We start from the raw sequence: 23668 nt of genomic DNA, 5'->3' as shown, positions 1-23668 counted from the left end.
CCTGAGCCTTGGTCTGTTCAAAACTCTAAAGCTTAATTTTAATTGTAAAATCTCGCTCCCGCTTCAAACGGTAGCTTTTCCATTCCCTTAATTCAATATAAAAAAGCACTGGAATTTTTCCAGTGCTTTTTTGTTTATTGATTTTGTTTTTTATCGACAAGGCATTCCTTGACGAAGTATGAAAAGATATTGCGTGATGCTTCATCGCCTTGCAGAGCGAACTCTTCTGGATGCCATTGAATGCCCATCGCAAATTGGTGATTCGGGCTTTCCAAAGCTTCAACGAGTCCATCGGCTGCTCGAGCAGAAACTTGCAATTTATCGGATACATCTTTTACGCCTTGGTGATGGAAAGAGTTAACGTTGAACTCTTTTTCTTTCATGATTTTATATAACAAGCTATCCTCTTCCAGTTTCACAGTATGCGTGCGGTGCGTACGCATAGCCCTTTGTTTATGCTGGTACAAAGTTCCTTCATATTGGGCTTCAAGATCCTGATAAACCGTCCCTCCAAGTGCCACGTTGAACATCTGCATCCCACGGCACATGCCGATGAACGGTTTGTCGAGCTTCAAGAAGTTCAAAATCAGTTCCTCTTCATATATATCACTGCCAGGATACACAGCGCCTAAGCGGATATGCGGCTCTTCGCCGTAAAGGCTCGGATTAATATCGCCTCCACCGGTTACAATCAAGCCGTCCAACCGTTCACAAAGCAACGGAATATCTGCTTCGTCCACAATCGGGACGATTAGCGGCAAACCGCCTGCTTGGAGAATCGCCTGTGAGTAAACTGGATCCAAAGAATATGTTTGATCTTCCTCTACCTGTGCAGTAATTCCAATAACTGGTTTATCTTTTATTGCCATTTTAACTCCCCATTTCTGCAATCAAAAAATTGGCTGATGAAGTTTTATACCCCTTTTTATATGAATGTTAAACTATCAGCGCTTTGATTGCGGCTCTGGGAAATATTGATAGCATTCCAAGGATACTTTGCCGTTTGCCTCAACGAAAAGCCCCTCTTCTTCGAGCAAAACTTTTTGTGTGTAGCGTCCCTCAGCCTCTTGTATCGCAATTTCACCTTTAGCATTGACGATCCGATGCCATGGAATCGCTTCTTTTTCGCTCATACTGTGGAGAATCCGCACTACTTGCCTTGCTCCACGGGGACTTCCGGCCAAACGGGCTATTTGGCCATATGACATCACTTTCCCCTGTGGAATGCTTTTCATAATTTCAATTGCTTGTTTTGTGAATGCTTGCATATCGTAAATTACTTCCCCTTTTCATTCTCTTCCAAAGATTTTTCCATCACTTCTTTATGGAGTTCGCCACTTTGATAGCGCTGCAGCAACTCTTCGGCAAATTCGAATAGCTGCAGATTTGCGGCTTCCACCGCCAACCCGCCACTTTCTTTTTGAACAGCCCGGTAATAGGCGGTCATTTTTTCAAGTTGTTCCTGAAAGCCTTGTAGGCTCAACTCTTCGCTATGTTTGAGTTCACTCGGCGCCGTAGGTTTTTTGCGTTCGTTCACATAAAGGTAATGCGGTTGGTCCAGTTCTTGTACTTTTTGGTCAAACAAACGTTGCTGATCATCATAGCGATAAAAGTTCCGCCAATATTCGAAAATGCTTTTAGCGACACCTAAACGAAGCGCCCCTTCTACAGCATCTAATTGTTCGACAGCACAAATTTCATGCATAATTTTGCGAAGCGACTTTTTGTACTCTCTTTCCACTACACCTTTATATTGAGTATATCTCATCTCTAGGCCTCCCTAATCATTTTTTTACGAATTAAATGTTGCGGTATCGCCGGATAATTTCGTCGTCATCCAAGGATATAAATTGTTGGTATATCGCTTCGTTATGGATATGCTTTCCAATATAAAAAGTGTAGGACGGCTTGTTGGCGATCGCCTGTTTCGCTTGACCCAGTTCACTGTCCAGGCTGCCACCGAGATGAAACTCCTCATAGTAATTATCCACACCCCATTCGGCGACTTTCATCAGCAATTTCCGATCTGCCTGATGCGCTTTTGCTTCCGGCAAATTGCCTTCCAGGTGAAAATGGATTGTTTTCCCCATCGCCAACACATAACAGGCAGATATCAGTTTTTCTTCGTGGTAAGCTCCAAACAGATGAAGGTTCGGCCCGAGCGAACTGACTAAAGCTTCAAAATAGTCGTTTGTAAAAAAGTAATAACTGTCTGCTTCTTCTCTTCTGCGGGCTTCCGAATAGTACAAAACCAAAAATTCAAACATATGGCGGACTGTGCCGAGCTTTCGGATGTCGACATCAGCAGAAGGCAATTGGTTCCCATGTTCCTGCTGCCATAGTTTTAAATCAACCGAATAACTTTCGTATAATGGCAACAACTGCACATATCCTTTGAAGAAACTGGCGTTTTCGCGTGACGGATGAAAGCGGATAAATTCTGCAATGATTTGTTCGTTCCGGCAAAATGCAACAAACTCTTTACGAAAATCGGCTATCAGCGAATTGCTGTTTGTGCGGACCTTCAAGACCGGGCCGCCATAGCCGAATGGTGTTGTAATATCAAAGCATCGAGGTTCTTCTTCATTTACAAGCCGTTTGATAAATGGATAAGCAACTTCTCCATGCTCGCATTGGAAATGAAAAAGGTATGCTTCACCGGGATCCAATTTCAGGGCACTCAAAAAATATTGTGTTGTGTAGTAAATATCCTGTATTTCTAAGGCATCGAGTATTTCCTGCCACTTTATATGCTCTTGGATGGATACCAGCGTATACATAATTTGTTTCACCTCAACTTTGACTAACGGTCATTTGAAGACCGTTTGCAAATGCGTATTCTTTTTCTTGCCGTATTGGGCAAAGCGTCCTCTAAGGGCTATCAATTCGAAAAGGAAACTTAGGACTAAACCGGCTACAAGACCGGCTACCGCAGCAAGCGGCAAAAGAATGCCCAAGCTCTTGCTTTCTTCGAGCGAACTATAGGATGTTCCGGCTTTCAAAATGACACTGACATTATCCACTTTTAACGAACTCTTTACTTCTTCCTGCAGGCTGAATGCTATTGCGTTGGCCATTCCTGCAGCCTTGTTTTTATCAGAGGCGGTGACGACGATATTTAGTACTTGTGAATTTTCCGGGCGGTCGATCGCGATGCGATTGTGGAGCTCAGAAATGGAATAGGAACTTTCTATACGCTCAAGCACCCGTGACAGCACTGCAGGACTTTTCGCTAAAACCTGGTAGGCTTCAAGCGTTTGGTAGTCTGAGGCGAGGACAGGATCCCCCCAGCCTGTGTCAGCTGTCGGCGGCTCGATGAAAACTTGGCTCGTTGCTGTAAATTCAGGCTCATAGATGAATACCGAGACTAGCCATACAGCAAATACCGTCGAGACCGTCGTCCCTGCCACAAGCAGAAAGTTTCGGCTTATGCAGCTTAACAAGCGATGCTTAAGTATGCGTTTTTCCATAAATCCATCCCCCTTCCGCCAATTACAATGCCTTACATATCTAAAAATTCAGATTATTATAGTACATTTATATCACACTTCATTGGTTCTTTCTACACTTTTTTACTTATTTTCATGTTTTTTTTCAATAAATATAAGTATAAAGGCTTTATAAAGACAGAAATTATAGCAACTAAACCCTTTTCTGGTTATATAGATTCATTATGAATCAGTGAGTATTCACCTACTAAATTCCGACATTACCGCTAATTATTCAATCAAAAAATTTCAATCAACTGGGAATTCTCCACCCGGCTCTGATATTGTGTGACAGTTCTCGAATGGTTAACGAGTCCTATTCGAATCTCAGCACACCAAAAAAACAGGCTGAGAAATGAATTCTCAGCCTGTTTTTTTATTGAGTTTTCCTACTCGCTCCAAAATCCGATAATGCCGTTTCTTCTATAAATAATCTCTTTTTCCCCGAGCCGCTTTAATATTTTGGTCAAGGTTTGATGAGATACATTCAAGTCATGGGTTATCTCTTTTATCGTCTTAAAAAGAACTCCTTCATTAGAGGCATTCTTTATAAAATATTCCACGAACCTTTCGCCGATTTCTGCTGTTCGAGCAGTTTCCGATGAAAAATAATGGCGGCATTCCTTGAGGATTTTTTCCTCAGAAAAAGCACGCGCAGAATTGCTTATGTTATTCTCAACTACTTTCACTTTCATCACCTCCATATCAAGATTCGAAATAGTGCATAGTTATCTATACCCGATTCACTGAAAAATATACACTGCCTATCATTTTATCCTGTTAATTCCATCAAATTTCATTAAAAACCAAATTCTGTATGTTTCTCGATTCTCCCGCATGCCTCCCTTTTCACGGTACCTTTTAACTAAAAAAAAGACGGGAATCTGTCCCCGTCTCTTAAGATTAAAATTATTCGAATGCGCTTTTCTTCATTCGTGATTCAATAAACGCTTTTAATACGTGAACGCCTTGCACGCAATCCGATAATGACGACCATTCTTTCGGATTGTGGCTGATGCCGTCTTGGCTGCGCACGAATAGCATCGCGACCGGAATGCGCCTGCCTAAAATCATGGCATCGTGACCGGCGCCGCTTGGAATTCTGACAGGCTTGATCTTCTGCTGTTCCAAAATATCCGCCAGCTCCTGCTGCAGCTCATCCGCGATCGGCACTGGAGTGATGCTGGTGTTTTGCTGAAGCGTTAAAGAGACTCCGTGTTTTTCCGTCACTTCCTCAGCTAAGTGTTGAACTCGTTCAACGAGCAAGTCTCTCGGTTCTGTTTGGATATCCCGCGCATCGACATGCAAAACGACACGCTCTGGAATAACATTTATGCCATTTGGCGAAACATCGAGTTTGCCGACTGTCGCTACGGCCGTATCGCTGACCGATTGCGGAAGTTCCGGCAAACGGCTGACAAACTCCCCAGCTGCCACTAAGCTATCGGTTCTTCCAATCATCGGTGTATTGCCCGCATGTCCAGCGTGCCCGGAAAACTCAACTTGTATCCAGGCAGGTCCTGCTATGCCGCTGACGATGCCGACCGGTTCATTTTCCTGCTCCAACTTTGTTCCTTGTTCGATATGGACTTCTGCAAATAATTCCAGTTCGGATAAATCCCGGACAGATTGTTGAAAAGCCGTTAATGAGCTGCCGTAAGAAGTAAGCACTTGTTCTAAACCTTCGCCATTGTAATCCCTCAATTGCTTCATTTCGGCTTCAGTGATATCACCGGTCATCGCTCGGCTTCCGGTCAACCCGCTATTAAAGCGGGAGCCTTCTTCATCCGTAAAGATGACCACTTCATACGGTTTTTCAGGAACAAAGCCGGTTTCTTTCCAAGCTTCCACTACTTCAAGCGCTGACAGCACACCGAGTGGACCATCAAAGTTTCCGCCATTCGGCACACTGTCCACATGTGACCCTGACGCAATCGCTGGGCCTGCTGTTTTCCCTGCCAAAGACCCAAAGACATTTCCAGCTCCGTCTTCTCTTACCTTTAGTCCTGCCTGTTCCATCCAGGATTTGACCAATTGCTTGGCCTGTTTTTCCTCGCTGGATAAGCCGGGGCGTCTGACTCCACCCGGTTCCGTATAGCCAATTTCCGATAACTCATGCAGGCGTTTTGCAAGTCGTTCGCCTTTGACACCTGAATGATCCAATGTCACATCGTATGATTTAATTAAATCGTCATATACTGTGCTGTTTCCCATAAGTCCCTCCATTAGTTCGTTCGATTTTTGTCCAAATATGAATAAGCGTACTGAGCGTATAATTCTGCGCCCGTTGAAAGCGCGTCTTCATCAATGTTGAACCGTCCGTGATGATGGGCCCATTGTGTGTCTTTCTCCAGATTCCCTGAACCGACCAATGCGAAACAGCCAGGCGCCTCGTCCAGGAAGAACGAGAAATCCTCTCCGCCCATCGTCGGGTCTTCAACGTAAAGCGCATCTTGCCCGAACGCTTCCGCCGCAACTCTTTGTGCATGTTCTGCACTTTCTGCATCGTTAATGACCGCTTGCGTGCCGCGGGTATACTCCAGTTCGGCTGTCCCTCCGTAAAGCTCGGCGGTATTTTTCGCATACACGGCCAATTGCTTTTCGATATGATCTCGGACAGCCGGATCAAAACAGCGCACCGTCCCTTCAATGACTGCGTTTTCCGCAATGATATTAAAGCGGGTGCCGACTGTCATTTTCCCGACCGTCACGACTGCCGGCTGCTTCGGGTCGATGGTCCGTGAGACGATCGACTGTACGTTCATAACGAATGAAGAGGCCATGACCGATGCATCGATGCACGCTTGCGGCATCGCTCCATGCCCTCCGCGCCCTGTGAAACGGATCTTGAAAATATCGGCTGATGCAAACGATGGACCGGGCGTACACGATACTTTGCCAGTCGGGCTTTGCGACCAAATGTGAATACCAAAAACATTGTCGACACCTTCCATTGCGCCTTGCTTGACCATTTCCCGTGCTCCGGTCGCGACTTCTTCTGCCGGCTGGAACAAGAAGCGCACCGTGCCGGAAAGCTCTTCTTTCACCGTGGCAAGTGCCTTTGCCGCAATCAACAGCATCGCTGTGTGCGCATCGTGGCCGCAAGCGTGCATTTTACCGGGCTCTTTGGATCCGTACGGCAACTCTTCTGTCAGCTCTTCTACTGACAATGCGTCCATATCTGCCCGAAGCGCGACCGTCTTGCCAGGCTTGCCACCGGCCAGTTCCCCGACGACACCCGTCGGTTCGGTTTTACGGCATGTGATGCCGAGCTCCGTCAAATAGCTCGCCACGAATTCCGACGTCTTATATTCTTCCCAAGACAATTCCGGTTCGCTGTGCAATTTTCTCCGGATGCTGACCAATTCCTCGTTATTTTCTGCAATATAGTTTTTTATCGTTTTATGAATCATTGCAAAACCTCCTAATTATCGTTTACAAGAAACCGACGAATATACCCGCAAGAATGACCGATACGATGGTCACGGTAATAAATCCGGCGACGAGCATCGGCGGTAGCATGCGGCTTGTCAGCATTTTCCGTTCTTCCTCGTCACGTGTCAGGGCGTTGATTACTTCGACAGTGATGATATAATCCGCCGGGAATCCGTACAGAGCCGTCAATGAACAGGCAAATGCCATTTCTTTACTGACTTTGAGGATTTTCCCGATGATGAACGAGAAAATATACATTCCGATAAGGCCGATGATAATGATGCCAATCAGCGGGTACAGAATTTCTAGCATCATTTGAGGCGTCGCCGTTTTCAACCCATCAAAGATAAACAGCAATAACGCCATGATGGCGAAGCCGAAGCCGTTTGCCTTCTGCAGCGGATGGCGTTCCAAAAAGCCGATAGAACGTGCGATGACCCCAAACAATAAGCACAAAACGAACGGGCTTATCTCGACCACAGGTGCTGCGAGCGTCGATACGAGATAAGCGGCATAGCCAACTAATGCCAAGCGGAAGAACTTGAAGAAATCGGTATTGTATTTCTCAGGCATGGCTCTGAACATTTTTGGCTTTTCATCTTGTTCTGTAACTTCAGCTGTTTCTTCCGCTAAAGGCTGATAGTCCACCAATTCATTATTGCGGTATTTGTGCAGTAAATTGCGGCCTTCCTTTTTCAACATAACGGATGTCAGCGGATACCCTGCAAAGCCTTGGATAACGTAAATGACAATTGCAAATACGGCTAGCGTCGGCAATCCCGCTGCCGTTGCTCCTTCTGACATAATTAATGCAGATACCAATCCTCCAACAAGCGGTGGAATGGCTACGATGACCGTCTGAAAATCAAAGAAAAGTGTCCCGATGCTGAGCAGGAAAACGATAATCCCTAAAATTCCGGATAGGGCAATTAAAATTGTACGCCACTGTTTTTTAAGTTCATCCAATGACAGCAGCGTCCCCATGTTCGTAATCAAAAGATAAATCAGCATGACCGCGACAGTTGACGGAATTCCGCCAAGCGTTACGATGTCCTCAGGGAAGAATGTCCAATATCCGATCAAGAACAACATTCCGCTGATAAAAATGGAAGGAATCCAAGCTTTTGTTCGTATGGAGATCATCTCTCCGATAAACAAAATAAAAATCATAATGGCCAGAGCTAACATTTTCGGCATGTCGTTTCAGCTCGCTTTCATGACTTCCAAAAAAACTATAGAGATACAAGTTTTTTAGGAAATCTATTAGTTTTAAGCAATAGTAGCACAGAAATCCCATCTATAAAACGGAATTTATAGACTATTTTGAAATAACTTTAAATTGAATAATCATTCATTTTTTCGAAAACACGACAACCAGCAATATATTGCGTATTGTTTAGACTTGTTTATTTTTTTGACAAACCTTATAATTTTCGCATGATTTATGGTGAATGAGGGAACTAATATAAAGTAGCACAACCCTAGACTTATTCAAGAGAAGTATAATTAGCTATTAGAAAAAAGGAGGAATTTTTAATGAATGGCAAACATTATATAAATGGTGAGTGGACCGATAAAGGCAATGATTCGATTAAGGTCATGAACCCAGCTACTGGCGAACAAGTCGGAACAGTGCCTAACGGCGGCGAGGAAGAGGCAACGGCAGCGGTCGAAGCTGCAGCAGCTGCATTCCCTAGCTGGTCGAAAACGACAGCATACGACCGCGCAAAACTATTGATGAAATGGCACGATCTTCTGTTGGAGCATAAGGAAGAAATCGCCGAAATCCTGACGAAGGAAATGGGCAAACCGCTAAAAGAAGCGATCGGTGAAATCGAGTATTCCGCATCGTTCATCTCCTGGTTCGCCGAAGAAGGAAAACGGGTCTATGGGCGCACTATTCCAGCGAGCAAAGACGGCAAGCGGATTCAGGTCAACAAGCAGCCTGTCGGCGTTGTCGCCTCGATTACGCCATGGAACTTCCCCGCTGCGATGATGGCGAGGAAAATGGCTCCCGCTCTCGCTGCCGGCTGTACGTTTGTTTCCAAACCGGCGAAAATGACGCCGCTCACTGCTGTCCGTATATTTGAACTGGCCGAAGAGGCAGGGTTCCCGAAAGGCGTCATCAATTTAGTGACCGGCCGCGCATCAAAAATCGGCAAGGTGTTCACGAGCCATCCATCAGTACGCAAATTGACCTTTACAGGATCAACGGAGATCGGCAAGGAATTGATGAAGCAAAGTTCTGAGACGATGCTCAACCTGTCATTGGAACTCGGCGGCCATGCACCCATTATCGTCCTCGATGATGCCGACATAGACAAAGCGGTCGAAGGCGTCATGGCTTCGAAATTCCGCAATGCCGGACAGACCTGCGTTTGCGGCAACCGCATTTACGTTCAAGAAAGCATAGTTGATGCATTTTCCGATAAATTGCAACAAGCAGCAGGACATTTGAAAGTCGGCAACGGACTCGAAGAAGGGGTAGACATCGGGCCGCTCATCGACAAAGAAGGCTATGAGAAAGTGGCGCGCCACGTAAAAGATGCAGTCGATAAAGGCGCGAAAGTGCTCGTCGGCGGTGACGGCACAACCGAGAATGACGCCTACTTCTACAATCCGACCGTGCTCACCGGTGCAAAAGAAGACATGCTGGTCATGTTCGAAGAAACCTTCGGGCCGGTCGCACCGATCATGAGTTTCAAAACGGACGAGGAAGCAGTAAAGCTCGCCAACGATAGCCGGTTCGGCCTCGCTTCGTATTTCTTCACTGAAAGCATGTCGCGCGGAACGTTTCTCGCAGAAAATCTCGAATACGGCATTGTCGGCTGGAACGACGGAGCCCCTTCTACTGCACAAGCACCATTTGGCGGCATGAAAGAAAGCGGCATCGGCCGTGAAGGCGGACAGGAAGGCCTTGAGGCGTTTCTTGAAACGAAATACATCTCCATCCAGCTCTAAACACCGCATATCTTAACATACTACTCATTTGATTCATGCAAAATAAAAAACGCTCCGGAAAGCAAATGCTTTCCGGAGCGTTTTAGTTATGCGACTGTTTCACACGATTTCGTACCTGCATTCGCCGGTTTTGTCACCAAGCTTTCATAATGTGGAAAGCGTTCACCGAGAGCTCTAGCAATCCGCTGCTCCTCACCGCTTTTTACTGGAATGAATAGTGATGGGCCGGCGCCGCTGATGGCATAGCCATATGCTCCAAGTTCCAAGCAAACTGTCCCGATTTCAAGGTAGTCCGGAAAGCGATTTTGGCGGTACGGTTGATGGAACAGATCTTTGCTCATCAGTTTTCCAGCCTTTTCCCAGTCGCCTTGCACGAGTGCTGCAGATAACACATTTGCTGCAGCGCTCCCTCGCACACTGTCGCTGTAGGCCAGTTGTTCAGGCAATAACGCTCTCGATTCCTCTGTCAGAAAAATCGCTTGCGGAATGAGTAGCACGACGCCGATATCCACTTGTTCGATGTGCACCGTTTCGAGTTGGTCGTCATCAAAATAAGAAATCGTCAAACCGCCGAGCAGCGAGGCGGATATATTATCGGGATGACCTTCCATATCCGTGCCGATACGCACTTTCTGCTGTTGCGTCATATCCAGTCCGAGCAGGCGATCCGCCAGCTCGATGCCGGCTGCAATGGCAGACGCGCTGCTGCCAAGTCCCCTGCCGAGCGGGATGTCGGTATCGATTTCGAGTTTCGCCGTCGGCAATGTTTTGCCGTAAGCGGATGCTGCCTGTTTAGCTGCCTGCAGAATCAAATTATCTTCAACATTCGATAGATGGGCATATCCAGCAGTTTTATAGTCGAGCTGCCAAAAGTCCGAAGGCGACACGTGAATGTTCAAATGAAGGTCGAGCGCCAATCCAATGGAGTCAAAGCCCGGCCCAAGATTTGCCGTTGAAGCCGGTACTGCTATCGAAAATTCTTTCCAACTCATACATTGACCTCCTTTTTCAGCGCCTCCCAAAACCGTTCCATATCGTCGGCTTGGAGCATCCCTTCATCTTTGCTGACGTCGATGGCTGTTGCCGGATCCTTCAAGCCGTTTCCTGTCAGGACGCAAACGACAGTTGAACCTTTTTCTACTAGTCCTGCTTCCACTTGCTGCTTCAGTCCGGCGATCGATGCACAAGATGCGGGTTCCGCAAAGATTCCTTCTGTTTTAGCTAATAATTGGTAAGCCTCCAGAATTTTTTCATCGCTCCTTGCCAAAATCGTGCCGTTCGATTGATCCAGTGCGTCAAGCGCCAGTTGCCAGCTCGCCGGGTTGCCGATGCGGATTGCTGTCGCTACGGTTTCGGGCTGTTCAACGATTTTGTTCTGGACAATCGGCGATGCACCTTCTGCTTGAACTCCGAGCAACACTGGGCGTTTTTCGCCTGTGCGTTCTGCGTATTCAGTGAAGCCTTTCCAGGCAGCTGAAATGTTTCCGGCATTGCCGACCGGGAGTGCGAACAAATCAGGAACTTTCCCGAGTTGCTCGATTACTTCGAACGCAATGGTTTTCTGTCCTTCGATGCGATACGGGTTGACGGAGTTGACGAGTGCGATCCCTGGTTCTTTTCCAATTTCACGGACCATCTCCAGCGCATCATCGAAATTGCCTTTGATTTCCAAAATTTCTGCACCGTACATTTTGGCCTGCGCCAACTTTCCGAGTGCGATGCGGCCTTCCGGGATGACGACAATTGTCCGCATGCCCGCTCTTGCGCCGTATGCAGCTGCAGATGCCGACGTATTCCCAGTTGATGCACAGACCAGTACGCTGTCGCCTTCTTCTTTCGCTTTGGCGACAGCCATGACCATGCCGCGGTCTTTAAACGATCCCGTCGGATTGGCGCCTTCGATTTTAGCGTAAACATCGATGCCCCACTGCTCAGACAGTTTTTCCAAATGCACTAGCGGCGTATTGCCTTCCTGCAAAGTCAGTGAAGGAGTAGCTTCCGTTACTGGCAACCACTCTTTATATTGTTCGATCAATCCAGGCCATCTCATGCTGCTTCCTCCCCTTCAATGCGGTAATGGCTGATGACACTTGCCATGCCTTCCATTTCTTTTAACACATCCAAATGCTGCTGGCGTGAAATTTCATGTGTTTGCAAAATGAGTTCAGCTTTTCCTTCATGTTCACCGGTTGCAGGATTTTGCGTAATCGACTGGATGCTTGCGCCGTGTTTGCTGTAAATCGCGCTAACTTTCGACAACACGCCGACCACGTCATCGACGAGCAGGCGATGGAAGTATTTCGAGCAGCTTTTCTCTGCCGGTTTGATGACACGAGCGTATTGTGCGGAGTGTTTCCGTTTCCCATTGACGCCGAGCAACAAATTCCGACAAGCGGCGATGATATCCGAAACGACCGATGTGGCTGTCGGCAAAGAACCTGCCCCTGGGCCATAAAGCATTGTTTCTCCGACTGCATCACCATGTATATAGACAGCATTGAATTCATTATTGACTGCAGCGAGCGGGTGGGCGTTCGCCAGGAAAATCGGTTCTACGGAAACGTCGATGCCGTCTTCATCTTTTGTCGACGAGCCGACCATTTTCATCGTATAGCCGAGCCTTTCCCCCATTTCCACGTCGCCGTCTTTAATGGTATCCATGCCGCGGATGTGCACATCCTCCAATTTAACTTCTGTTGAAAATGCGAGAGAAGACAAGATGACCATTTTACGCGCTGCATCTAGCCCTCCGACATCTGCTGTCGGATCCGCTTCTGCAAAACCGAGTTTGGTCGCTTCCGCTAATGCGTCTTCATAGCTTTTCTTTTCCTGTTTCATTTTCGTCAAGATGAAGTTTGTCGTCCCGTTGACGATACCCATCATGCTAGAAATGCGATCCGACGCCAGCCCGTCTTCGAGCGTCCGGATAATCGGAATGCCACCTGCGACACTTGCTTCATAGAACAAGTCGCATTTTTCGGCATCCGCCAATTTCAAGAGCTCGTGGCCATATTCCGCCATGACATCCTTATTCGCTGTGACCACTTGCTTCCCGGATTTCAGCGCTTGTTCCATCGCCGATTTCGCACCTTCAATGCCGCCCATCACTTCCACAATGATGTCTAGGGAAGAATCATTCAAGATTTCTTCGATATCCGTCGTGAAGACATTCGGATCGAGGTCCGTAAACCGGTCTTTCCCGGCATCCCGCACCAATACTTTTCGGATCGCGACTTGGGCGCCTAGTTTATGCTGAAGATCATCCTGGTGTTGCTGTATGATTTTCGCTACGCCGCTCCCTACTGTTCCGAAACCTAATAATCCGATTGAAATTTCATTTTTCATTGACGATTCCTCCCATGGTGTGTACACTGTGAAAAAACAGTTGTTTTTGTCATAGAGACATTATAGTATTATATTTTAACGAATACAACCCTTTTCACTGACTATTAAAAAAGATGGGACTTGATACGATGAAAGTATGCAAATTCGGTGGAACTTCAGTCGCTAGCGCACAACAAATCAAAAAAGTCGCAAGCATCATCCAAGCAGACCCAGCGCGCCGCATTGTAGTCGTCTCGGCACCCGGCAAACGCTTCAGCGGCGATACGAAAGTGACTGACCTGCTGATTCGGCTCGCATCTGCAGCGCTTGCAGGCGAATCTGCCCAGTCCGCAATGCAAGCTGTCATCGACCGCTACACGGAAATCGCCGATGGGCTCGGGCTTGACCGTGATATCATCGACATCATCCGTGCAGACCTCGCAGATCGTTTGCGCGCGAACCGCGGCCAGCATGATTTGTTCTTCGACTCGATCAAAGCAGCAGGCGAAGACAATTCCGCAAAACTGATTGCCGCTTACTTCACTTCCATCGGATTACAGGCGGAATATGTCAATCCCGCGAACGGCGGACTTTTTGTCAACAATCCGCCAGAGCGTGCACAAGCGCTCGACGAGTCTTATGACAACCTCGCAGCCCTTGCCGAAAAACCGGGAATCACCGTTTTCCCTGGATTTTTCGGCTATACAAAAGATGGCATGCTCCGCACGTTCGACCGCGGGGGATCCGATATTACCGGATCGATTCTTGCAGCTGCCGTCAAAGCTGAACTTTACGAAAACTTTACGGATGTCGATTGTGTGTTCGCCGCCAATCCCCAAGTTGTCGAAAACCCAGTCGAAATCGAGCAGATGACGTACCGTGAAATGCGCGAACTGTCGTATGCCGGCTTTGCCGTGCTGCACGACGAAGCGCTGATGCCGGCTTTCCGCGCCTCTGTTCCGCTATGCATCCGCAATACGAATAACCCGTCTGCACCGGGCACGATGATCGTCGCAGAGCGCAGCGATTCTCTGCGGCCGGTGACAGGCATTTCCGCAGACAGCGGCTTCTCGACATTATACGTCAGCAAATACTTGATGAACCGGGAAGTCGGCTTTGGCCGCAAGCTGCTGCAAATCCTAGAAGACGAAGAAATCTCCTATGAACATATCCCATCCGGCATCGACAATTTATCGGTCATCCTCCGGAGCCATCAGCTTGATGCGGAAAAAGAAACACGCATCGTTGAACGGGTAAAACGCGAATTGTGCGCAGACGATGTCCACATCCGCAATGATTTTTCGATGATCGTCCTAGTCGGCGAAGGCATGAACAATCACAAAGGCTTGACTGCCCGGGCATCCGCAGCTTTTGCACGGACCGATGTCAACATCGAAATGATCAACCAAGGCTCTTCTGAGGTCAGCTTGGTGTTCGGCATTTTAAAAGCTGATGAAGAAAAAATCCTCAATGAACTGTACAAGGAATTTTTTGCACCGGCACTTGTCGGACAATGAAAAGATGCACAAGGCAGCTGCCTTATGCATCTTTTTTTGTCGTCATAGCTTCCATTCGACAACAAGGGGCCCATCGTCTCCGTAGACCGGATCCTGTCGTGGCAGCGGCACATTCGGGATATCTTCCAGCACATACGGCCGCTCGTCCGGTTCACCGATTTTAAGATTGTATTCGACACCGCCCGGATAAGCGCCGACGATGCGGAAATCATCGCTTGCTTCCAGGCATTTATGGCCTGTGCCTGCCGGCAGGACACAGACATCCCCAGCTTTCACTGTGACAGCCTCTCCATTTTCCCCGCCAAGCTGCAAACGCGCAGAGCCGCTTACAACGCCGAGCGCTTCATGTGTATTGCTATGGTAATGGTGATAGCCGAAAATGCCGCCTTGCCACGTATTGCCCCATCCATGCTGTTGAAAAGCGCGCTCGATGCGGTCAGGCTGCCCACTGAATGCACCGGGATAAAAGAGGACAGGCAGCGAAGGGTTGTTCGGCATGCTGCCATCATCTTGAAAACGGAATGATTGAGCATCGTTCATCCTGATCAGCTCCTTTTTTCCTCTTTACCCCGTGCGTAGACGGTTATGCGTTATTATCTGTGAAAATCGAGGTGAATTGGGAAAGCAATAAATCCTCCAAAAGGACAGGCATTTCCTCAAAAGCATTTTTCCGGTTCAGCCGCTCTGTCCGCTGATGCGCATCGCGCCCGAACGGCCCGACATTCAATACGGGAGCCTGCAATTTGTGCATTTCTTCAAATGGAATGCTGTAGCTTCTGCCGTAAACCGGTGTGTTTTGTTCATAAGTCTGCCAGCCGTCATTCTGGTCCTGGAAATTGACATAACTCAAATCCGAGATGCCGTTGAAATAATGGCCTTGCTTCACTTCCAAGCCAAATCTCTCAAGCGCTGTATTCTGTACTTGCTGGACGTATAATTTGACGAGTTCGGATTCGCTTGAATTGACCGGCGGATAATAAGGCGGCGCGAACAGCAAAATAACGGCTGGCGTCAGCTCATGGCACTGGATCAATAATTGATCCGTAATGGCGTGGGACTGCTCCCGCACATCGTGATCGACGTCTTCTGTCACGTTCGACATGATTTGCTCCACCGTTTTTTCGCCCAGTTTCTCCAGCGCATATTCCTTCAATTCTTCAAATCGGAACACTTTCACTTCATTGACCGGCTCAATGCCTTCGCGTGTGCACATCTCGACATAATCGCGGCTCATTTTATGAAGCGCGTCTCTCGCCGTATCTTCAAACAGTTGCATTGTCTGCTCTGCGTCGCGTTCGAGTAAAAAGACATTATACATGGACACTGCGCGGTATGGCGTCTGCGCGGAATATTCCATTTTGACATCGCGCTGCAGCACAGTGACCGGGAGCGGTGATGTTTCCCCGAAAAGCGTTTCACGGAATGATGGATTCCAGCTCATCTCCTGCGTCAAATACGACGCCATATAGTTCGACGTCAACCCACTGAGCGGTTCGCCGACATGTGTTTCCTTGCCGTAAAACAAGGCGCTTGGCATGATCTTTCCAATACTTCCGGAATATACTTTAAAATCCTGTTCTTTCGGGTCTTGCGCGAACACCGGTTCACCGTTCAAAAACAATGAATACGTCAGTTCATGCGCATCGGCCAGTTCCAAAAGTGCAGGTATCGCTTGGCGCATGCCGTTGGAGTTGACTTCTTCATCCGGCACCGTCAACAGCACCAAATTGATTGGCCATTCTTCAGTCGACGCTTTTTCCAGCAGCGCCATATGCAACGCAAGCCCTGCTTTCATGTCCATGACACCTCGCCCGAAAAGATAATTGCCTGACTCCAAATCTTCCAGCGCTTCTTTACTAAGCATTTCCTTGCGGTCATGAAGCGCACGGGTCAACAGCCGCGGACTTGTCGATAGCGGCCGCAATACGCCGTAATCTTCTGTCGAGACTGTATCGAAATGACTAATTAACACAATGGTATGTTTCGCTTCCACATGCTTGTAAAGCGCCGTCAGAAAGGTTCTTCCCCAGTTTACTTCCCCTAGCTCCAACTGATCCGGATTCTGTTTAAAATACTCCAATTCCCCGAGCAAGCCTCTCAATTTCACTGGAAACTCCGCTTCCCCTTGTGTTAAGTAAACGCTCTCCCAACTGACCAACTCACACAACAAGTCCTCCAATTTTTCCGGCGTATCCCAGAAACGCTCCATTATAACCAATCCTTCCATTTTCCATATACTTAAAAATCATTTTTTCTGCTTGTATTCAGTCCTGCCAGATGGTTAATGCTGCCCCCCAACAGTCCGTGCGGAAAATCCCGCCACAGGCTGCCTGACGTTACTGCTGTTATTATTTTTTAAGCGTTGATATAAATTTTTCCAATCGGTCCATACCTTTTTTTAACACTGGCATGCTATAGGCATACGAAATCCGCAAGAATCCTTCTCCGTATTCCGTGAATGCCGAACCGGGAACAGCCGCGACACCGCCTTCTTTCAGCAAGCGGATCGCAAATTCATAAGACGGCAGGCCAAACTTTTCGATGGACGGGAAAATATAGAATGCGCCTGTCGGCATGACCACATCGATCCCCATGTCCGTCAACCTTTTGTAGACAAAATCGCGCCGTTCGATATAGGCTTTGTTCATTTCAGCAGGCACATGGCGCTGATGAACAAGCGCTTCAATAGCGGCGTATTGTGAAGGAGTCGATGCGCAAATCGCATTGTATTGATGGACTTTCAGCACATGTTCCATCACTTTTGCCGGCCCTAAAATATAACCGATGCGCCATCCTGTCATCGAGTGGGATTTCGATAAGCCGTGCACGAGGATGGTTTTCTCGCGCAAGCTGTCAAAGCAAGCGAACGTGCAATGGGTTCCGCCGAACGTGTTTTCGCTATAGATTTCATCCGTTACGATAAACAGTTCGTGGCGTTCAAATACCGTTTTTAAAGCGTCCAATTCATCCATCGTCATGGTGACGCCTGTCGGATTGGACGGAAAATTCATCAGCACCGCCTTTGTACGCTCATTGATCAGCTTTTCGAGCGCTTCTGGATCCGGTTTGAAATCGGTTTGCGATGTATCCAAGTAGACGACTTTTCCTCCACATAGTTCCACGAGCGGCTCATATCCGGAATAAGTCGGAGCCGGCAAGATCACTTCATCGCCTTCTTCTAAAATCGTCCGGAACACCGAATCGAGTCCTTCGCTCGCCCCGTTGGTGACGATAATTTCATCTTCTACCCGGTAAGACAACCCGTAGCTGTCTTTGAAAAATGATTGTATCGCTTGGCGCAACTCTAAAACGCCAGCGTTATGGGTGTAATTAGTTTGATTGTTGCGGATGGCATCGATCCCTGCCTGTTTGACCGCATCAGGGGTCGGAAAATCCGGCTGGCCGACCGTCAGATTGACCGCATCCGGGTAATCCACCATTTGATTGGCGAATTGGCGAATGCCTGAAAAGACGATCGATTCAGCGCGTTTATTAATAGTCATGCTCATAAGGAAACAACCTTTCTGCAATTAGGAATAACTCTTACTCGTAAAGCCCTGGCAACCATAGGGAAATCTCAGGAACAAATGTGATGACGAGCAAGCAAACGATCATCGTGAATAAAAACGGCAGCACCGCGTAAGCGATCCGTTCGAACTTCACGCCCCCCACGCTCGAGGCGACGAATAAGTTGACTCCTAGCGGCGGTGTGACGAATCCGATCGCCAAGTTAGCGACGAGGACGACACCGAAATGAACCGGGTCGACACCTACCTCGACGACAATCGGGAGTAAAATCGGCGTCAAAACGACCAGCGCTGAAATCGTGTCGATAAACATGCCCACTACGAGCAATAATACATTAATTGCGAGCAAAATGACGAATGGATTGGTCGATAATGCCGTTAAATAATCCGAGATTTCTCCGGGAATTTGTTGGATCGTCATAAAATAAGCAAATGACACGGACAAGCCAATGATGATCATCGTCGTCGCATTGATGACGATAGTCTGCCGGAAGCTTTCGTATAAGCCTTTCCAGGACAGCTCTTTGTAGACGAATTTCCCGATGATTATGGCATAAACGACCGCAACGACTGCGGCTTCTGTCGGCGAGAACACCCCGCCGTATATGCCTCCGAGAATAATGACCGGAATGAGCAGCGCCCATTTCGCATCCCAAAACGCTTTCACTACATCTTTAAAATGGAACTCAGCTTGTTCGCCAGGCTCCGGTTTATAGCCGCGTATTCTCGAAATGATATACGCAGTCAGCATAAGCGCCGTCGCAATGAGCAGCCCTGGCAAAATTCCTGCCAGGAACATGCTGCCGACAGAAACGCTGCCGATGACACCATACAGAACGAACGGAATGCTCGGCGGGATCATGACGCCGATCGAACCGGCAGAGGCCGCAACGGCAGAGGCAAAGCCGCCGCTATAGTTCCGTGCAATCATCGCCGGAATCATAAATCCACCGATCGCCGCAACCGTTGCCGGACCCGACCCTGAAATGGCGGCGAAGAACATACAAGCGACAATCGTTACCATACTAAGTCCGCCTGTCATCCAGCCGACCATCGCCGAAGCGAGATCGAGCAGTCGCTTCGAGACGCCCCCTTTGCCCATCAACACTCCTGCGAGCATGAAGAACGGAATCGCGAGGAGCGGAAATGAATCGAGTGATGTGAACGCTTTTTGCGTAATGATGCTCAACGGCATAGTCGTACCGAAATAAATGGCTGTCAATGCCGAAACACCTAAAGCGATCGCAATCGGAACCCCAATCACTAAACAGACAAATAAAGTACCAAATAACAGGGCGATGGTCATGCCTTCACACCCCCTTCTTTATGCATTTCATAATCACCGCGCCAAATTCTGCGCAGTTGTTCGATTAATCGGAAACACATGCCAAAACCACCCAGTGGAATCGCAAGGAATGGAATCCACATCGGCAATTGCATCGCCGGCGTCACTTGGCCATTTGTGAAACTTTGCAGCACCAATTGCGTGCCGAAATACGCCAAGAACAACGCCATCGCAAACCAGATGGCTAATGAAATCGTTTCAAGGATTTTTCTCGGGAGGCCCTGGAACCGGGTAATAAATGCTTCCACCCGGATATGTTCACGCAATTTCACGGCATAGCTGGCACCGATCCATACTTGGAAAATATGTATATAGCGCGCCATCTCTTCCGTCCAGCTCGGCGCATTTGAAAATACATAGCGTCCGACGACTTGCCCGAAAATAAGAGCAACCATCGCAACCAGCGTCAGCACGAGAAAAGCTTCTTCTGCTTTTGCTAACTTTTTAATCATCTGATTCTTCCTCTCTAAAAGGAAAAATCAAGGAATTGCTTCCTTGATTTTTCATCTGTTTTCACTCAATTATTTGCATCAAGCGCACGGTCGATGATATCTGCACCGATTTGGCTTTCATATTTTTCATAAACTGGTGCTGCTGCTTCACGGAATTCATCACGCTGCTCATCCGTCAAGTCATTGATCTGCATGCCTTCCGCTTCCAGCTGCTCCATGAATTCAGTATCCTGTTGCTGAGCCAGTTCACGCTGCTGCTCGCGGAATTCTTCCGATGCTTCCATCAGCAACTCCTGAAGATCTTCCGGCAGGCTATTATAGAAATCATCATTCATTAGAAGAGAAGTGGCCGCATACACGTGGCCCGTCAATGTCAGGTAATCCTGCACTTCGTAGAACTTATTCGTGTAGTAGAGGGAGATCGGGCAATCCATTGCATCATACGTCCCTTGCTGCAATGCTGTATACAATTCACCGAACGCGAATGGCGAAGCATTCGCACCGAATGCATTAAATGTATCCGTATGCAATGGGCTTTCAAGCGTACGCATCTTCAAGCCTTTCATGTCTTCCGGGCTTTCGATCGGTCCTTCGTTATTGGAAACATGGCGGAAACCATTTTCTCCAAAGACCAAGCCTTTCAAGCCGTTACTTTCCAGATCCGCCATCAGTTCTTGCCCCAAATCACCATCCAGCGCTTCATACGCTGCTTCGTTATTGTTGAACAAAAACGGCAAATCAAACACTTGGAATTTATCATTGAATGAAGCCATTGCCGCAACTGCTGGAATGGTCATTTCGATGTTGCCGAGTTGCACCGCTTCAATCGCCTCGCGGTCAGAGCCGTAAAGTTGGCCGTTCGGATACAGTTCCACTGTAATCCGGCCATCCGACTCGGATTCCAGTTTCTCTTTAAAATCGACCGCGGCCACATGAGACGATTGTTCTTCAGGCACTAAATGAGCGAGGCGGATCGTGTACGACTCGCCGTCTCCGTCTTCTCCGCCAGTAGTGTTGCCCTCATCCGGTCTGCCGCAAGCTGCGAGAAATAAAACCAATATAAGTAAAAGTAATCCTGTAATTTTTTTCATAGTTCCTCCTGTGAGATGTATTTCAGCAGCCGGCTCTCGATATTATCGAGGTGGGCAGCCAAGTGTTGTTTCATTAGCTCCAAATTCCCTTGTTCGAGTGCTTCAATGATCGCGCCGTGTTCTTTATGGGCAATGACCGCACTATCAAATACTTTCCGCGACAACAGTAAAAACACTCTGCTGCCTCCCGTATTCACGGCGTGGATCATTTCCCGCAAACGCTGGTTCGGATGGTATTTGTAGAATCCGTCGTGAAACCATTGGTCCCAATCCATGAACAAGGCAAAATCATGGTCTTGTATCGCTTCCCATTGCCGCTCGTGGGCATAGCGTAATTCCTTCAAGACATGCTGTTGATCTGCTTTCGACAACCCTTCAATCCCATAGATTTCGAGCACTCGGCGTAGCTCCATAATCTCTTTGACATCCTGGTGAGTAAACTTTGCGACAAGCGCTGGTTTTGTTTTCCTCAACTCGATAAGCGCATCAACAGCGAGTCTTTTCAACGCCTCACGAAGCGGTGTCCGGCTAATACCCAGTTCCGCTGCCAGCTTTTCTTCCGGCAACTCTTCTCCCGGCTTCAGTTCACCGGTGATGATCATTTTTTTGATGGATTCGTATGCCTGTTCAGCTAATGTCGGCTGTTTGATGATTTTTCTCATGATTCCTCCCTTCCCATCCAAAACTTACATAGTGTATACTGTATACAGGAAGTATAAAATACTCATCTTTGTTTGTAAACATAAATTTTCAGAATTGACGAATAGTTAAACTTTGATTTTCGAACCTACAAAACCCTACACTTCTGAATCATCACTGACGAAAAATATTCCGACTATTGCATAACATTGCATAAAATGAATAGGAGCTGATTGCATGTCCGCTGAAACAACCACCGACTGGATCAAAATAGTATCAAGCCGCCTAGCCGCTGATCAAGTGTCTGTAAGTGAAGGTGAACGCTATCGCCATAGCCATGACGAATCCGACCATTCTGCCGTCGAACCAGAACTAGTGTGCTTCCCGGAAACTACGGAAGACGTACAGGCGATTTTGGAAACAGCTAGACAATTCAAAGTGCCAGTCACCGCTTTTGGTGCAGGATCTGGTCTTGAAGGGCAAGCCATTCCGGTCCAAAAAGGCATTTCACTCAATTTCGAACGAATGAACCAAGTGTTGCATTTTGCACCGGAAGATTTGCTCGTCACCGTTCAGCCAGGGATTACACGTCTGACTTTAAATCAGCGCATCAACCGCCACGGTCTCCAGTTTCCGGTTGACCCAGGTGCCGATGCGACAATCGGCGGCATGGCTGCGACCAACGCCAGCGGCACGACCGCCGTCCGTTACGGGGTGATGCGCGACCAGATTTTGGACATGGAAGTTGTGCTCGCTGACGGCAGCGTCATCCACACCGGCACGAAAGCCAAAAAATCTTCTTCCGGCTATTCTGTCGGCGGCCTGTTCACCGGCTCAGAAGGAACACTCGGCATCATAACGGAAATCACCTTGAAACTGCACGCGATTCCGGAACATACCATCGCCGCCTCATGTACATTCGATACGCCGCGCGAATGTGCAGAAGCTGCGAACAGCGTGCTATTGATGGGCATACCTGTCCAGCGTATGGAATTCGTCGATGCCCCGAGCATCAAAAAAGTAAATGAATACGGTGGATACGGCCTCCCTGAAAAGCATTCCTTATTCTTTGAATTCGCAGGACTTACCCAATCCGCAATCGAAGACGCCCAGATAGCCGAAGAACTTCTAATAGACCAAGGAGCGCAAAACTGGCACGTCGCAGCGGATGCTGAAGAACGCGCCTCCATCTGGAAAGCGCGCCACGAAATGGCGTATGCTTACCGCCACCAGCCAGGTGTCGCCGTTACAGGTGGAGACGTCTGCGTGCCGATTTCCAAATTGCCGGATCTGCTCGAGCATGGGCGAGAGTTGATTGAGACAAGCGGCTTGGAAGGTGGACTGCTCGGCCATATCGGCGATGGCAATTTCCACACCTGCATCGTTTACGACCCTACATCTGTAGAACAAAAAGAATTGGCTTTCGGCATCAATGACCAGCTCGCGTTCCGCGCCATCGAACTCGGCGGCACATGCACGGGTGAACACGGCGTCGGCCTCGGCAAACGCAAATTCCAAGAGACCGAACATGGCGCAGCACTGACATTGTTCAAAAATATGAAGCAAATGCTCGATCCGCATAACATCTTGAATCCAGGCAAGATATTTGAGTAAACACAGCATTCTTGGTATGTGTGACAGTATGAGCCGGAATTGGTGTGCGGAAATGTGCTTGCTTTTTTAAGGCGTCACATCGTATTAGCCGACTCGCTTGGAGCCCCGCTTTCGCAGTGAGCCAGGAAGAAAGACCACCTGTCTCACTGCTGCGCTTCACCCTTGCCGCGGGACGGCTGTTAAATTCCGTTGGTTCTAGCGATTGAAATACTATCTGCTTCTATAACATTCATCCGCTGTTTGGGGAATCGCTTCCCTAGAGGAGTGTAATGGTG

At 48.0% G+C, this 23668-nt stretch carries 22 protein-coding genes; 3 read left to right on the top strand and 19 right to left on the bottom strand.

Annotation, left to right across the window (positions count from 1 at the left end):
- Positions 1-134 precede the first annotated feature (134 nt).
- The 9 genes from J7E21_RS02565 to J7E21_RS02525 form a co-directional block, all read right to left on the bottom strand.
- The gene (locus J7E21_RS02565) at positions 135-869 is read right to left on the bottom strand and encodes a gamma-glutamyl-gamma-aminobutyrate hydrolase family protein (protein ID WP_215104461.1); all 735 of its coding nucleotides are present in this window, start codon (positions 867-869) and stop codon (positions 135-137) included.
- 75 nt (positions 870-944) lie between these two features.
- Positions 945-1268, bottom strand: coding sequence for an MGMT family protein (locus J7E21_RS02560; protein WP_215104459.1), 324 nt, complete (start codon positions 1266-1268; stop codon positions 945-947).
- A gap of 8 nt (positions 1269-1276) precedes the next feature.
- The gene (locus tag J7E21_RS02555; RefSeq protein ID WP_215104457.1) at positions 1277-1768 is read right to left on the bottom strand and encodes a hypothetical protein; all 492 of its coding nucleotides are present in this window, start codon (positions 1766-1768) and stop codon (positions 1277-1279) included.
- Between the two features lie 31 nt (positions 1769-1799).
- Positions 1800-2780, bottom strand: a complete 981-nt coding sequence (locus J7E21_RS02550) for a GNAT family N-acetyltransferase (RefSeq protein ID WP_215104455.1) — start codon at positions 2778-2780, stop codon at positions 1800-1802.
- Positions 2781-2810: 30 nt separating this feature from the next.
- Entirely contained in the window at positions 2811-3470 is a 660-nt protein-coding gene (locus J7E21_RS02545) for a YveK family protein (protein WP_215104453.1), read from the bottom strand.
- A gap of 407 nt (positions 3471-3877) precedes the next feature.
- Positions 3878-4183, bottom strand: a complete 306-nt coding sequence (locus J7E21_RS02540) for a hypothetical protein (RefSeq protein ID WP_251047768.1) — start codon at positions 4181-4183, stop codon at positions 3878-3880.
- A 214-nt stretch (positions 4184-4397) separates the two neighbouring features.
- Positions 4398-5702 (bottom strand): Zn-dependent hydrolase, encoded by a 1305-nt coding sequence (locus tag J7E21_RS02535; protein WP_215104449.1) that lies wholly within the window; start codon positions 5700-5702, stop codon positions 4398-4400.
- A gap of 11 nt (positions 5703-5713) precedes the next feature.
- Positions 5714-6901 carry a M20 metallopeptidase family protein gene (locus J7E21_RS02530; protein ID WP_215104447.1) on the bottom strand — a complete coding sequence of 396 codons (1188 nt, stop codon included), beginning with the start codon at positions 6899-6901 and terminating at the stop codon, positions 5714-5716.
- A gap of 22 nt (positions 6902-6923) precedes the next feature.
- Positions 6924-8120 (bottom strand): hypothetical protein, encoded by a 1197-nt coding sequence (locus tag J7E21_RS02525; protein WP_215104445.1) that lies wholly within the window; start codon positions 8118-8120, stop codon positions 6924-6926.
- A gap of 339 nt (positions 8121-8459) precedes the next feature.
- Between J7E21_RS02525 and J7E21_RS02520 the strand changes: the two genes are divergently transcribed.
- Positions 8460-9884 (top strand): NAD-dependent succinate-semialdehyde dehydrogenase, encoded by a 1425-nt coding sequence (locus J7E21_RS02520; RefSeq protein ID WP_215104443.1) that lies wholly within the window; start codon positions 8460-8462, stop codon positions 9882-9884.
- 86 nt (positions 9885-9970) lie between these two features.
- Here the strand turns inward: J7E21_RS02520 and thrB are convergent, their stop codons facing one another.
- The 3 genes from thrB to J7E21_RS02505 are packed head-to-tail and all read right to left on the bottom strand — an operon-like array spanning position 9971 to position 13229.
- Complete coding sequence (gene thrB, locus J7E21_RS02515) at positions 9971-10876, bottom strand: homoserine kinase (RefSeq protein ID WP_215104441.1); 906 nt, start codon at positions 10874-10876, stop codon at positions 9971-9973.
- Positions 10873-11934, bottom strand: a complete 1062-nt coding sequence (gene thrC / locus J7E21_RS02510) for a threonine synthase (protein ID WP_215104439.1) — start codon at positions 11932-11934, stop codon at positions 10873-10875. The genes thrB and thrC overlap by 4 nt, the downstream gene beginning before the upstream one ends.
- Positions 11931-13229, bottom strand: a complete 1299-nt coding sequence (locus tag J7E21_RS02505) for a homoserine dehydrogenase (protein WP_215104437.1) — start codon at positions 13227-13229, stop codon at positions 11931-11933. Before J7E21_RS02505 ends, thrC begins: the two co-directional genes overlap by 4 nt.
- 128 nt (positions 13230-13357) lie before the next feature.
- Here J7E21_RS02505 and J7E21_RS02500 point away from each other — a divergent pair, with 128 nt between their 5' ends.
- On the top strand, positions 13358-14725 hold the full coding sequence (locus J7E21_RS02500; protein ID WP_215104436.1) for an aspartate kinase: 1368 nt from the start codon (positions 13358-13360) through the stop codon (positions 14723-14725).
- 42 nt (positions 14726-14767) lie between these two features.
- On the opposite strand, the gene J7E21_RS02495 is transcribed toward J7E21_RS02500, so the two are convergent.
- From J7E21_RS02495 to J7E21_RS02465, 7 genes are all read right to left on the bottom strand, one after another.
- Positions 14768-15265 (bottom strand): cupin domain-containing protein, encoded by a 498-nt coding sequence (locus tag J7E21_RS02495; protein ID WP_215104435.1) that lies wholly within the window; start codon positions 15263-15265, stop codon positions 14768-14770.
- A 43-nt stretch (positions 15266-15308) separates the two neighbouring features.
- On the bottom strand, positions 15309-16934 hold the full coding sequence (locus J7E21_RS02490) for a M20/M25/M40 family metallo-hydrolase (RefSeq protein WP_215104434.1): 1626 nt from the start codon (positions 16932-16934) through the stop codon (positions 15309-15311).
- 139 nt (positions 16935-17073) lie between these two features.
- Positions 17074-18234: an aminotransferase class I/II-fold pyridoxal phosphate-dependent enzyme gene (locus J7E21_RS02485; protein ID WP_215104433.1), complete on the bottom strand. Its 1161-nt coding sequence runs from the start codon at positions 18232-18234 to the stop codon at positions 17074-17076.
- Positions 18235-18268: 34 nt separating this feature from the next.
- Positions 18269-19558: a TRAP transporter large permease gene (locus J7E21_RS02480; RefSeq protein ID WP_215104432.1), complete on the bottom strand. Its 1290-nt coding sequence runs from the start codon at positions 19556-19558 to the stop codon at positions 18269-18271.
- The gene (locus J7E21_RS02475; RefSeq protein WP_215104430.1) at positions 19555-20049 is read right to left on the bottom strand and encodes a TRAP transporter small permease; all 495 of its coding nucleotides are present in this window, start codon (positions 20047-20049) and stop codon (positions 19555-19557) included. The genes J7E21_RS02480 and J7E21_RS02475 overlap by 4 nt, the downstream gene beginning before the upstream one ends.
- Positions 20050-20114: 65 nt before the next feature.
- Positions 20115-21140 (bottom strand): TRAP transporter substrate-binding protein, encoded by a 1026-nt coding sequence (locus tag J7E21_RS02470; protein WP_215104428.1) that lies wholly within the window; start codon positions 21138-21140, stop codon positions 20115-20117.
- Positions 21137-21802, bottom strand: coding sequence for a GntR family transcriptional regulator (locus J7E21_RS02465; protein ID WP_215104427.1), 666 nt, complete (start codon positions 21800-21802; stop codon positions 21137-21139). Before J7E21_RS02465 ends, J7E21_RS02470 begins: the two co-directional genes overlap by 4 nt.
- Positions 21803-22016: 214 nt before the next feature.
- Between J7E21_RS02465 and J7E21_RS02460 the strand changes: the two genes are divergently transcribed.
- Positions 22017-23393 (top strand): FAD-binding oxidoreductase, encoded by a 1377-nt coding sequence (locus J7E21_RS02460; RefSeq protein WP_215104426.1) that lies wholly within the window; start codon positions 22017-22019, stop codon positions 23391-23393.
- Positions 23394-23668: the final 275 nt, after the last annotated feature.

This window comes from Planococcus sp. ISL-109 (assembly GCF_018613655.1).
Lineage (GTDB): Bacteria > Bacillota > Bacilli > Bacillales_A > Planococcaceae > Planococcus.
The sequence above is the reverse complement of the archived record's forward strand: the minus strand, read 5'-3'. Positions and strand labels throughout refer to the sequence as shown.